We start from the raw sequence: 11,953 nt of genomic DNA, 5'->3' as shown, positions 1-11,953 counted from the left end.
TAGACATATGTCCCTTTTCTGTTGTGCAAAATTTCAAACGACCGCTTTCCCAAAAGGCTCTTTTATTCCATAGCACTATAATGGCAGTCCGGCTTCAGGAGAACTGCATACAATAGGTGAGATATACGGAAAGCATTGTGCTTTCCGTCTTTTTATTTTGAAAACAAAAATCAAACAGGCTGTCCCGCTGCCCTGGAGAAGCAGCAGCCGGAAATGAGGGAGCAAATGGAAAAAGCGTTGAAATTGGAAGTACAGGAATTAGTGTCAGACATTCTGAAGGATTATACCAAAAATCGTGATATTGACAAGATGAACGACTTTTTTAATCAGCCAGACAAGGAGGTCATCATCGGCATTATCAACAAACTGATCCGCATCATGTTCCCCGGCTACTACCGCGACAAATCCTACCGCATTTACAATGCCACCAGCCAGCTGTCCATGCTGATCGAAGATGTGACCTACCATTTAAACAAGGAGATCGCCAAGGTGCTGAAATACAGCCCCAGGCACAAGGCCAGCGACGATGCTGCGATCCAGACGGAAGCAGAGAATATCACCATTGCATTTTTAAGGAAGATACCATCCATACGCGAATATTTAGAAACCGACCTCCAGGCGGCCTTTGACGGGGACCCGGCTGCGGACAGCAAAGAGGAGATCATACTCTCCTATCCCGGAATGTTCGCCATCACCATATACAGGATGGCCCATGAACTGTTTTTGCTCTCTGTCCCTCTGATCCCCAGAGCTATGACAGAGCATGCCCACAGCCTCACAGGGATCGACATCCATCCCGGCGCCTCCATTGGAAAATACTTCTTCATTGACCATGGAACGGGAATCGTAGTGGGCGAGACCACCATGATCGGCGAGCACGTCAAGGTCTACCAGGGTGTCACTTTGGGCGCACTGTCCACAAACGGCGGACAGAAGCTCAAAAGCGTCAAACGCCATCCCACTATAGAGGACAATGTCACCATTTATTCCGGCGCATCCATCCTGGGAGGACAAACTGTGATCGGGCGCAATACAGTGATCGGAGGCAACACCTTTATCACCTCCTCCATCTCCGCCAATACACGTGTAAGTGTCAAAAACCAGGAGCTGCAGCTAAAAAAGGGAAGCTCACATTTACAGGATGAATGCTGGTGCTATGAAATATAACAAAAAATGTGGAGGAATGGATGAACATTATGGAACGCTTCCTGCAGAGCCAGGAGCTGTCAAAAGAGGAATGGATCGAATTATTGGAGCAGCAGCGGGATTCCGCTGCTGTCTGTCAGCTGTCCCACGAGGCCATGAATATCCGATGAGCCTCTCTGCGCGCAAGCAGTGCCTGTATGATCTGAAAGAGCTGGGATATCAGGTGGGAGCCGGATTCATGGTAGGCTCTCCGGGACAGACCACCAGGGAGCTGGCCGAGGACATGCTTTTTTTACAGGAGCTTAAGCCACAGATGGTGGGGATCGGCCCCTTTATCCCCCACCACGATACCCCCTTTGCCGCAGAGCAGCCTGGCAGCGTAGAGCAGACCTTGTACCTCTTGTCCATCATACGGATCCTGCTTCCCAAGGTACTTCTCCCTGCTACAACAGCACTGGGAACGCTGGACCCGATCGGACGTGAAAAGGGCCTTATGGCCGGGGCCAATGTCGTAATGCCCAATCTGTCTCCTGCGAAGAATAGGAAGCAGTATGAACTGTACGACAACAAGATCTGTACTGGTGATGAAGCCGCTCAATGCATCGGCTGTATGGGAAGAAGAGTGGCTTCAGTCGGCTGCAGGCTGGCAGTGGAACGGGGCGATGCCCTGCAGTAGCTATCTGCTGCTGTGTTTTATGGTTCTCTTCATGGCAACGGAGCAGGCCAGATCCCCCAGGACATTGCAGCAGGTCGCTCCCATATCACAGAGGGTATTAATACTGATATATACGCCCATGATCCCCATCGGAAGGCCTGCTATGGATGCCAGTGCTGCAAAGGAAGCAATGGCTCCTCCCGGCACTCCGGGAGTCCCTATGCTTAAGAGCGTATTACTAAGCAACACGATGGCTAACAGCCCAAAGCTGATCTCTGAGCCGCAGGCATTGGCAAAGAACACGATCATGAATGACATGACAATGGAGACAGCATCCATGTTGATGGTGGCTCCCAGAGGCAGGGCAAAAGCTGAGATTTCGTTGGGCACCCCCAGCTTGTCTGCACATTGTTTGCTGATGGGCAGAGTCGCAGAGCTGGAGCAGGTACCAAAGGCGTTAAGGGCAGCCGGCATTACCTCGGCGAAAAATGTTCCCACACTACATTTTCCGATCACCTTCACAATGCCACCATAGATAAGCAGGATATACAGGAACATTGTTACATACAGGGCAGCAAGCACTGCCCCCAGTGCAGCCACTGTCTCGATCCCATTGGCATAGATTACCGCCGCAATGGAGCAGAATACGCCAATAGGGGTAAAATACATGACTACGGATACAATACGGATGGAAATATCATTTACCGCTTCCGCAAGCCTTACAAAGGGCTCCGCCTTCTTTCCCAAGGACAGGCATGCCGTACCCATTATGATCGCAAAGACCAGCACCTGGAGCATATTACCCTCCGCAAAGGCTGCTGCCGGATTGGCCGGGATCAGGTCCCTTACCGTGTCAAAAAGGCTGGTAAATGGCGTGGCTTCCACAGCAACCTCTGACATCTCGATCACTACTCCCCTGCCAAGGCCCAGCATTTTTGGCAGAAACAGCCCCAGCAGACTGGCAAACAGCGTAGTAGCTGTAAAATACAGAAGGGACTGGCCTCCTATCCTTCCTGTAGCCGACACGCTGCCGATCCCCTGGATACCTACTACCAATGAGCAGAATACCAACGGGAAGATCATCATTCGAAGAGCATTCATATAAATCCCCCCTGCCAGTTCGATCCACGGCAGTGCCCACTCATACCGACCAGGCATGAACAGCCCAAACAGGATTCCCAGAATCAGGCCTGCCAAAATCACTAGTGTAATCGGAAACGGTTTTTTCTTTGTCTTTTTCATACAGCATATCCCTCCTTTGTTATTCTGTTGTTTCACGGAAAACTATAGAAAAGTTTCCTGATGAAGCAACAAAACCCGCCTTCTATGTCAGAAGACGGGCTCTTTCCCATGATACTGCTCTTCCTGTGGCACAGGCACACAGCCTTAACTCACATTCCGGCATATCTTGCCTTTTCATGTGTAATTATACTCATATGATTCCCAATTGTCAATCACTTTCCTACTATGATAATATGTTTTGCAACTAATATTCCCGGCTCCGCTGATCTATCCCAAAAGCTTCTTTGCCAGACTCAGCAGATCTGCAAAGGAATTGATCGTCCCCACGGCCTCGTCCGCCCTCCCAAATCCATAGGAGGCAAAGACAAAGGGAATCCCTGCAAAGGCAGCCGCCTGACCGTCCATGGCCGTATCTCCCACGTAAAAGCACTCATCCAAATGGTTGCGGTCGATCACCATGCGGATATTGTCCCCTTTGGACAGGCCGGTGTTGCCGAAGCATTCGATATCGCGGATATATTCCTGAATGCCGCAGGCTCTCATCAGCATCTCGATATAGCCTCTCTGACAGTTGCTGACAATAAACAGATCATACTGCCAGTTCAGCTGGCGCAGGACCTCTCTCACCTCCGGATACAGAAGCCCCGGATGGTCCTCCAAATACCGGTTTTCGTAATCCATGCAGTCATCCAGCACCTTTCCCCGCAGATCCGGTGGCAGGAAAGGAAACAGCGTATCTCCAAATTCCTTCATGGTCTTACCCATATTGGCGTAGATCTCCTTGGATGAAATGATCTTATCCACCTGAGGATATTTCTCCCTGAGCACAAAGTTCCAGGCTTCTGCCACCTGAACTCCTGCATCCCACAATGTCCCGTCTACATCAAATATAATACCTTTTCTCATTCCCTAAACTCCCTGCTCCTAATTGGAAGCGTTTGTCCAGCTCCTTCTAAGCAGCTCAGGATATGGCTCCAGATGGGCGTAATCATTGAAACGCTCCACTGTAAAACGCTTCTGCTTTTCATTCCATAATAACTCTGTAATACTGCAGTTCTCCAGGTCCTTTCCCAAAAGCCGCCACTTTGCCGGAGGAATCCCCAGATAATGGGCTGTCATGGCACGGATGACGCCTCCATGAGTAACAACGGCAACACGCTCAAAGCCGCTAGCTGCCATCTCCATAAACACAGGCTCTGCACGCCTTATCACATCCCCGGCGCACTCTCCGCCTGGATAGGGGATGTCCTCTTCCATCCGGCTCTGCTCTGCCTTAAAGTCTGCGAAACGCCTGGCGATCTCCTCATCCGTCAGGCCCTCCATGTCCCCAAAGGAGATCTCCCGCAGCTCAGGGCGCACCATATGCTCCACATTCCAGTAAAGATTGGCAGCCTGGGCCGTCTCCACTGCCCGCAGAAGGTCGCTGGAATACACCGCCTGTATATTCTGACGGAAAAGCCTTTCCCCCACCAGAGCTGCCTGGCGGTAACCCTCCTCGCTCAGATCCACATTTACATTGCACAGGCGGCTGCATTGCCGCCCGTGGCGTATCAGATATAGCCTCATATGTCTCTCCCGCCTTTTGCCCTGCAGCTTAATTCTTAAAGCTGTGGATCGGTGCAGGGATCCTGCCGCCTCTTGTGACAAACTTCTCACAGGAAAAGGTATTCACCGGGATAATGGGCGCATAGCCTAAAAGGCCTCCAAATTCTGCGGTATCTCCCACACCTTTTCCGATCACAGGGATCAGACGCACTGCCGTGGTCTTCTGGTTCACCATTCCAATGGCTGCCTCGTCTGCAATGATGCCGGCGATGGTACTGGAAGGCGTATCTCCGGGAATGGCGATCATATCAAGTCCCACAGAGCAGACACAGGTCATAGCCTCCAGCTTTTCAATGGTAAGGGCTCCCAGGCTCACAGCGTCGATCATGCCCTGATCCTCGCTGACAGGGATGAATGCGCCGCTAAGGCCGCCCACATAGGAGGATGCCATCACTCCGCCCTTTTTTACCTGGTCATTTAACATGGCAAGGGCTGCCGTTGTGCCTGGTGCGCCTACGCGCTCTAAGCCGATCTCCTCCAGGATCTCCGCCACGCTGTCACCTACTGCAGGGGTGGGAGCCAGAGAGAGGTCAATAATGCCAAAGGGAATGCCCAAACGCTTGGAGGCCTCCTGAGCCACCAGCTGTCCCACACGGGTGATCTTAAAGGCTGTCTTCTTGATGGTCTCACAGAGGACCTCAAAATTCGCCTCTCTTGCCTTCTCCAGAGCAACTTTTACTACGCCGGGGCCGCTGACGCCCACATTGATGATCGCGTCTGCCTCCGTCACGCCGTGGAAGGCGCCTGCCATAAAGGGATTATCATCCGGCGCATTGCAGAATACCACCAGCTTTGCGCAGCCCAGGGAATCTCTGTCCTTTGTAGACTCTGCCGTGGCTGTCACAATACGGCCCATCAGCTCTACTGCGTCCATATTGAGGCCTGTTTTGGTGGAGCCCACATTGACGGAGCTGCACACGCAGTCCGTCTCTGCCAGGGCCTGGGGAATGGACAGGATCAGGTTCTTATCTGCTGTGGTCATTCCCTTGCTCACCAGGGCAGAATAGCCGCCGATAAAGTTGACTCCTACCTCCTTACCCGCCCGGTCCAGGGTCTTTGCAATGGTCACAAAGTCCTCCGGCGTCCTGCAGGCAGCTCCGCCTACCAGAGCGATCGGAGTAACGGAAATGCGCTTATTGACAATGGGGATCCCAAAGTCTCTCTCAATGTCTTTTCCTGTGGCAACCAGATCCTTTGCAAGAGTCGTGATCTTCTTGTATATTTTTTCATTGAGGGCATCCAGATCGCTGTCTGCGCAGTCCAGCAGGCTGATACCCATGGTGATGGTGCGCACGTCCAGCTTCTCATGCTCGATCATGTTGTTTGTCTCATTTACTTCATATATATTAATCATGCTGCTCAAGTCCCTTCCTTCGTCATCCGCTGTCGCGCTTTCATCAGATACGGTGCATTTTTGTAAAAATTTCTTCTCTCTGGATCTTTACCTTTACGCCAATGCCTTCTCCCACCTGTTCCAGGTCGTCTGATACCTGTCCAAAGGGCTTATCTGTGCCGCTGATATCCACGATCATCATCATGTTAAAATAATCCTGGACAATGGTCTGGGAGATATCCAGAATATTGATGTGGTTCTCTGCCAGATAGGTACAAACCTTTGCAATAATTCCCACTGTGTCTTTTCCTACTACCGTAATAATTGCCTTGCTCATACGTTTCATTCTCCTCTTCCAGTTCTTAGTATAAAAGTTCCGCCGCCAAGTAGCGGCATGTATTCATGTATGACCAATGCGCCCGCCAGACTTTTTGGTGCGGTGGCGCGTCCGCCAGTCGGGCGCATAAAGGTTTTCCTACACGTAAACGATCTCGCTCATCCTGTCCCTTCCTGCCACGGAAATGGAAAAATCGGACGCTCCGTAGGGGCTGTCCCCCTCATCGATCTCCAGTCTGACAGTCTCGTATGCAAGCTCCTCGTAATTATTTTCCTTGCTCAGATGGCCTAAAAATATCTTTTTCAGTTTGTCATGAAGAATGCAGTTTAACAGGCGGCCCGCTGTTTCATTGGACAGATGACCGTGATCTCCCAGGATCCTGCGTTTTAAATAGTACGGATACGGCCCTGTTTCCAGCATTCTCACATCGTGGTTGGATTCCAGCAGCACAGCATCCAGTCCCTGGAGATGTTCGATGATATACTGGTCAAAATGCCCCATGTCCGTTGCCACTGCCACCGACTTTTCTCCCCTCTGCACACGGTAGGCTACCGGATTTACAGCGTCATGGTCAATGCGGAAGGGTTTTACTCTTAAGTCACCCACAAAAAAGTCCACGTCCGGCCTCACCGGTGTGAGAAGCCCTGTATCAAATTTTCCCAGACTGCCTGTGCCTGCGATCTCCTCTAATGTTTCCTGGGTGCCGTAAATGGGAATATGATGCTTTCTGGCCAGAACCCCCAAGCCCTTGATGTGGTCTGAGTGCTCATGGGTGATCAAGATGCCGCTTAACTCACTTCCCTTTAAGCCGATCTCATTTAATCCCTGTTCGATCCGTTTGTTGCTGATACCGGCATCCACCAGGATATGGGTATCATCGGAGCCTATGTAAATGCAGTTTCCGCTGCTCCCGCTTGCAATGCTAACCATTCTCATGATATATGTGTCAATCCTTTGTCTTGTTTTTATCAGCGGATGTATCTGGCCGCCTGCCATTTGTCTGTAATAGATCTGTCTGTAAAAGAAGTGTGATCTGGGCCTTTGTCTCCTGGGCTGTCCCATTATTGTCGATCACTGCGTCCGAAAATCTTCGGAAGGTGTCCTCATCTGCTTGGCTTTCCATGATATTTCTGATCTTTTCATCAGAATATCCCCGGCTGGCCTTAAGCCTTTTCGCACGGTTCTCCCTCGATGTATAAAGATACCACATTTCGTCACACTTGTCACGAAATTCTTTTGAAGGAATGGCTGCTTCGATCACTACGGGCTGATCCCTGTGGGCATGTGCATCCTCCATCACCCGCTTCCAGGTCAGAGGATGGGTCAGACGGTCCACTTCCTCCCGCTTCTGCCTGTCTCCGAATATGATCTCCGCCATAAGGGGACGGTTGATCCTTCCGTCCCCATCTAATATATCAGGACCCAGATACCGGCATACTGCCTCATATCCTGCCATTCCGGGCTCCATAAGCTCCTTTGCGGTCTGGTCTGCCTGGATCACATAAAAGCCGAAATCCTCCTTCAGGATATCCAGCACAGTGCTCTTTCCGGCTCCCACGCCGCCTGTAAGGCCCAGGATAAAAGGAATCTGTTCCATCTTGTTTCTCCTCTTTTCTCTATTTGGCATCAAACCAAGAATTTCCCACCTGGGCATCCACCTCCAGGGAGACCTTTAAATCGGCGGCATGCTTCATCTTGTCCGTGAGAAGGGCCTTTACCTCCTCCACCTCATCCGCTGCTGTCTCGATCAGCAGCTCATCGTGTATCTGGAGCACGATCCTGGATTTTAAATTCCGCCTTTTCAGCTCCCTGTCCACTGCGATCATGGCGATCTTCATGATATCCGCCGCTGTTCCCTGGATCGGCGAATTCATCGCCACCCGCTCTCCGAACTGGCGCTGCATGAAATTAGAGGATTTAAACTCCGGGATGGGCCTGCGCCTGCCGTACAGAGTGGATACATAGCCCATTTCCTTGCCCTGACTTACCAGACTGTCCAGGAATTCCTTTACCTTTGGATAGGTCTCAAAATACCGATTGATATATTCCAAGGCTTCCTTCCTGGAAATACTTAAGTCCTCACTGAGGCCGAAGGCGCTGATACCGTACACAATGCCAAAGTTCACCGCCTTTGCATTCCGCCTCTGAAGGGGCGTTACCTCCTCTAAGGGCACATGGAACACCTGGGACGCCGTTGTAGCGTGAACATCCTGGGAGGAACGGTAGGCCTCGATCAGCCGTTCATCTCCCGACATATGGGCCAGGATGCGCAGCTCGATCTGGGAGTAGTCCGCATCCACAAACACGCAGCCCTCCTTTGGCACAAAAACCTTTCTTATCTCCCTTCCCAGCTCCATCCTCACCGGAATATTCTGAAGGTTGGGCTCTGTGCTGCTGATGCGCCCTGTGGCCGTTATGGTCTGGTTGAATTTGCCGTGTATCCTTCCATCCTCGCCGATAAAGGCCGCCAGGCCCTCTGCATAGGTGGAATTCAGCTTTGTGAGCTGTCTGTAATCCAGGATCTTCTGTACCACCGGATGCTCCGGAGCCAGCTTCTCCAGCACGTCCGCAGCAGTGGAATACCCTGTTTTTGTCTTCTTCCCGCCAGGCAGCTTCATCTCTCCAAAGAGGATCTCTCCCAGCTGCTTCGGGGAATTGATGTTAAATTCCTTTCCTGTTTCCTGGTAGATCTCCTTTTCAAGGGCATCAATTCCCACCTTCAGCCTGTTGCCATAGGCCACAAGCTCTCCACGCTCTACCTTAACGCCTTCCTTTTCCATATGATGGAGGCTGTAGATCAGCGGCATTTCAATCTCCTCATAAAGGCGTTCCATCTCCGTAGCCTGAAGCTGCTTTTTTAGGATCTCCGATGTCTTCCATGCAGTATAGGCCATATAGCAGGCGCAGGCAGAGGCCTTCTCCTCCCCCCGCAGAAGGGCGTCTCCCAGCTGTTCCTTTCCCAGCAGCTCTGTCTGGGAGGGGAAGGCCAGTCCCAGGTAATCTCTGGCAAGCTCGTCATAACTGTAGGAATCCTTTAAGGGATTTAACAGATAGGCTGCCACGCCGCCATCATATATATTGGCATCATCTCCGGTCTCCAGGAATGAAAGCAGAGATTTTAGATCAAGCACCCATACTTCCTTTGCCTCCGGCTGTCCTTTTTTCACACTGCAAAGCTTCCTTGCCTCTGCAAGCAGGCTTTCCCCCGGTATCTCCTTTCCTGCCCGGATACAGTAGATGTCCTCCTCCCCAAAAGCCACTGCAAGGCCTGCGATCGGGTCTAAGGAGATTTTCTCCTCCGCTTCTTCAAAATGGAAGGAAAGCTGTTCTGGTTCCTCACAGAGGCCCTTTTCCGTTCCCGTGATCAGGGACAGTCCCAAAATTCCGGCAGCCTCCGCCCTCTTCCACAGCTTTGAGACCTCCCTTTTCTCTGTAATGACGCGGAAATGCTCCTCCACCTTTTCTTCCTTCTCATTGTCCATGGCAGAAGCGTCAAACCTGCTCAAAATAGACTTAAAGCCCAAACGCTTCATATACTGGAAGGCTGTCGGCGTGTACAGATTTCCGATCTTTGCATCCTCATAGGCGAATTCCACAGGACAGTCAATACAGATGGTCGCCAGCTCCTTGCTCATTTGGGCCATGTCATAATGCTCTGCCAATGCCTTCTGCGCCCTGGGAGGCTTGATCTCGCTTACATGGGCGTATGCATTTTCAATACTGCCATAGGACACGATGATATTGGTTGCCGTCTTTTCTCCAATGGAGGGCACTCCTGGGATATTGTCCGAGGAATCTCCCATGAGAGCCTTTACATCAATAAATTCTGTTGGGGTTACCTGATACTCCTTTTTTACATCATCCGGGTAATAATCATAGATCTCTGTTGTGCCTCTGCTTGTCTTAGGGATCCTGATCTTGATATGCATGTCTGCCAGCTGGAGCAGATCCCTGTCTCCGGATACAATGGAAACCTCTGTGCCGGCTGCCTGGCACCGCTTTGCCACGGTTCCCAGGATATCATCCGCCTCATATCCCTCCAGCGTAAGGATAGGCACCTCCATCGCCTGAAGCACCTCCATCATGAGCGGAACCTGCTCATGGAGCTCCTGGGGCATGGGCTTGCGCGTGCCCTTGTAGGCATCGTATTTTATGTGGCGGAAGGTGGGCTTGGGCAGATCAAAAGCCACTGCCAGATGGTCTGCCTTTTCCTCCTCCAGTATCTTGAACATGATATTCAAAAAACCGTACACTGCGTTGGTGTGCAGGCCCTCGGAATTTGTCAGGTCCGGCACTCCGTAAAATGCACGGTTTAATATGCTGTGTCCATCGATCAAAACTAATTTGTCCATTCTGTCTGCCTTTCTTACTATGAAAATCCTGCCGCCGGATAGGCGGCATGTATTCAGGTATGCCAAATGCGCCCGCCGGGATTTCATGGTATGGTGGCGCGTCCGCTGCCGGGCGCATGTAGGCTTCCTTCTGAACGAGTCTGAAAATCACTGTAAAACCCTGCTAAAACCCGTTCTGCCCCCACATTCTGAACTGGATGATAAGAATCATGAGCACAGACCAAAAGCACAAGGTATTCACCGCATAGCGCGCTGTCTGGAGCAGATGCAGGGTATGTATCCTCTGACGTGACAGCGCAAGAGCCGTCTCCAGAGCTCCTTTGATATTATAGGTACCGGTGCCCTGATCCAGCTGCCGGATGCCTACATCCACCGTAAAATAGATTTCCAGCTCCTCCCTGCAATTCTCACAGGTCTCAATATGCTCCAAAAAGCCCTCCAGCTCCTCATCTGTAATGCTCCCATTGATATAAGGCATCACCAGACGCTCCGCCTCCCTGCAGGTCACAGCCAGCACCTCCTGTCTATCATTTTAATCAAATCTCCTACCATCATACAATAAAAGCGCCTCTTTTTCAATGTAAAAAAATACTTGCCAAAGTCACTATCCTATGATAAAATAATCATCGTTGTAACAAACGCCGGCGTGTCGGAATGGCAGACGATGCAGACTCAAAATCTGTTGCGGGTAACCGCGTGCGGGTTCAAGTCCCGCTGCCGGCATTACACCCTTGGCAGGGAAGGATCCTGGAAATAGCATATTTGTTGCTGTATTTCCAGGATTTTTCTTTATAATTCTATATTTTTCATCTGCGTTTTCTTTCCCTTAAGTTCCCTGCTCCCATAAATGAAACCCAGACATCCTACCTTGACAATTTCATAGACTTTACATTTTTGATGTGGTAAAATGTATTTAATTTACTGTCAAGCCATAAGAAAGGATGTGATATTATGGCATTAACAAGAGATGATCTGCAGGCCATTGCCGAACTGATTGATTCCAAATTGTCCGTTGCGATGGATTCCAAGCTTACTTCCGCTATGGACTCTATGAAAACAGAACTTACCTCTGTTATGGATTCCAGACTTGCTTCCGCTATGGACTCTATGAAAACAGAACTTACCTCTGTTATGGATTCCAAGCTTGCTTCCGCTATGGACTCTATGGAGGCCAAACTTACCTCTGTTATGGATTCCAAGCTTGCTTCCGCTATGGACTCTATGGAGACCAAACTTACCTCTGTTATGGATTCCAAGCTTGCTTCCGCTATGGACTCTATGGA

Annotated in this window: 12 protein-coding genes, 1 tRNA gene and 1 pseudogene; 5 read left to right on the top strand and 9 right to left on the bottom strand. The window is 50.7% G+C overall.

The window, feature by feature from the left end; translation table 11 throughout:
- Positions 1-225: 225 nt before the first annotated feature.
- From LIZ87_RS18190 to hydE, 3 genes and pseudogenes are all read left to right on the top strand, one after another.
- Positions 226-1,167: a serine O-acetyltransferase gene (locus LIZ87_RS18190; RefSeq protein ID WP_178313586.1), complete on the top strand. Its 942-nt coding sequence runs from the start codon at positions 226-228 to the stop codon at positions 1,165-1,167.
- A gap of 20 nt (positions 1,168-1,187) precedes the next feature.
- Positions 1,188-1,316, top strand: a complete 129-nt coding sequence (locus LIZ87_RS22455) for a hypothetical protein (RefSeq protein WP_264468059.1) — start codon at positions 1,188-1,190, stop codon at positions 1,314-1,316.
- Positions 1,301-1,822, top strand: a pseudogene (hydE, locus tag LIZ87_RS18185) ([FeFe] hydrogenase H-cluster radical SAM maturase HydE); the annotation flags it as partial. The gene LIZ87_RS22455 and the pseudogene hydE, both read left to right, overlap by 16 nt.
- Here the strand turns inward: hydE and LIZ87_RS18180 are convergent.
- From LIZ87_RS18180 to LIZ87_RS18140, 9 genes are all read right to left on the bottom strand, one after another.
- Complete coding sequence (locus tag LIZ87_RS18180; protein ID WP_227148729.1) at positions 1,823-3,043, bottom strand: dicarboxylate/amino acid:cation symporter; 1,221 nt, start codon at positions 3,041-3,043, stop codon at positions 1,823-1,825.
- 267 nt (positions 3,044-3,310) lie between these two features.
- Positions 3,311-3,949, bottom strand: a complete 639-nt coding sequence (locus LIZ87_RS18175) for an HAD family hydrolase (RefSeq protein WP_178316012.1) — start codon at positions 3,947-3,949, stop codon at positions 3,311-3,313.
- An 18-nt stretch (positions 3,950-3,967) separates the two neighbouring features.
- The gene (locus LIZ87_RS18170) at positions 3,968-4,609 is read right to left on the bottom strand and encodes a histidine phosphatase family protein (protein ID WP_178316011.1); all 642 of its coding nucleotides are present in this window, start codon (positions 4,607-4,609) and stop codon (positions 3,968-3,970) included.
- A gap of 28 nt (positions 4,610-4,637) precedes the next feature.
- Positions 4,638-6,002 carry a PFL family protein gene (locus LIZ87_RS18165; protein WP_178316010.1) on the bottom strand — a complete coding sequence of 455 codons (1,365 nt, stop codon included), beginning with the start codon at positions 6,000-6,002 and terminating at the stop codon, positions 4,638-4,640.
- 43 nt (positions 6,003-6,045) lie between these two features.
- Positions 6,046-6,318, bottom strand: coding sequence for an ACT domain-containing protein (locus LIZ87_RS18160; protein ID WP_178316009.1), 273 nt, complete (start codon positions 6,316-6,318; stop codon positions 6,046-6,048).
- Positions 6,319-6,456: 138 nt separating this feature from the next.
- Positions 6,457-7,254: an MBL fold metallo-hydrolase gene (locus LIZ87_RS18155; RefSeq protein ID WP_178316008.1), complete on the bottom strand. Its 798-nt coding sequence runs from the start codon at positions 7,252-7,254 to the stop codon at positions 6,457-6,459.
- Positions 7,255-7,264: 10 nt separating this feature from the next.
- Positions 7,265-7,915 carry a dephospho-CoA kinase gene (gene coaE / locus LIZ87_RS18150; RefSeq protein WP_178316007.1) on the bottom strand — a complete coding sequence of 217 codons (651 nt, stop codon included), beginning with the start codon at positions 7,913-7,915 and terminating at the stop codon, positions 7,265-7,267.
- A 19-nt stretch (positions 7,916-7,934) separates the two neighbouring features.
- Complete coding sequence (gene polA, locus LIZ87_RS18145; protein WP_227148728.1) at positions 7,935-10,670, bottom strand: DNA polymerase I; 2,736 nt, start codon at positions 10,668-10,670, stop codon at positions 7,935-7,937.
- A gap of 163 nt (positions 10,671-10,833) precedes the next feature.
- The gene (locus LIZ87_RS18140; protein ID WP_178316005.1) at positions 10,834-11,178 is read right to left on the bottom strand and encodes an anti-sigma factor family protein; all 345 of its coding nucleotides are present in this window, start codon (positions 11,176-11,178) and stop codon (positions 10,834-10,836) included.
- Between the two features lie 132 nt (positions 11,179-11,310).
- On the opposite strand from LIZ87_RS18140, the gene LIZ87_RS18135 reads away from it, so the two are divergent.
- Positions 11,311-11,393 (top strand) — tRNA-Leu (locus LIZ87_RS18135).
- A 228-nt stretch (positions 11,394-11,621) separates the two neighbouring features.
- The coding region (locus LIZ87_RS18130; RefSeq protein WP_227148727.1) for a hypothetical protein at positions 11,622-11,953 on the top strand (332 nt) is incomplete at its 3' end.

It is taken from the genome of Lacrimispora sp. 210928-DFI.3.58, assembly GCF_020554865.1.
In the GTDB taxonomy this organism is placed as follows: Bacteria; Bacillota; Clostridia; order Lachnospirales; family Lachnospiraceae; genus Enterocloster.
This window is presented reverse-complemented; position numbering and strand designations above follow the sequence as displayed.

Excerpts from the sequence above, each read along its gene's own strand:
- LIZ87_RS18190 (WP_178313586.1), top strand. The coding sequence starts at position 226 with ATGGAAAAAGCGTTGAAATTGGAAGTACAGGAATTAGTGTCAGACATT.
- LIZ87_RS22455 (WP_264468059.1), top strand. The coding sequence starts at position 1,188 with ATGAACATTATGGAACGCTTCCTGCAGAGCCAGGAGCTGTCAAAAGAG.
- LIZ87_RS18180 (WP_227148729.1), bottom strand. The coding sequence starts at position 3,043 with ATGAAAAAGACAAAGAAAAAACCGTTTCCGATTACACTAGTGATTTTG.
- LIZ87_RS18175 (WP_178316012.1), bottom strand. The coding sequence starts at position 3,949 with ATGAGAAAAGGTATTATATTTGATGTAGACGGGACATTGTGGGATGCA.
- LIZ87_RS18170 (WP_178316011.1), bottom strand. The coding sequence starts at position 4,609 with ATGAGGCTATATCTGATACGCCACGGGCGGCAATGCAGCCGCCTGTGC.
- LIZ87_RS18165 (WP_178316010.1), bottom strand. The coding sequence starts at position 6,002 with ATGATTAATATATATGAAGTAAATGAGACAAACAACATGATCGAGCAT.
- LIZ87_RS18160 (WP_178316009.1), bottom strand. The coding sequence starts at position 6,318 with ATGAGCAAGGCAATTATTACGGTAGTAGGAAAAGACACAGTGGGAATT.
- LIZ87_RS18155 (WP_178316008.1), bottom strand. The coding sequence starts at position 7,254 with ATGAGAATGGTTAGCATTGCAAGCGGGAGCAGCGGAAACTGCATTTAC.
- coaE (WP_178316007.1), bottom strand. The coding sequence starts at position 7,915 with ATGGAACAGATTCCTTTTATCCTGGGCCTTACAGGCGGCGTGGGAGCC.
- polA (WP_227148728.1), bottom strand. The coding sequence starts at position 10,670 with ATGGACAAATTAGTTTTGATCGATGGACACAGCATATTAAACCGTGCA.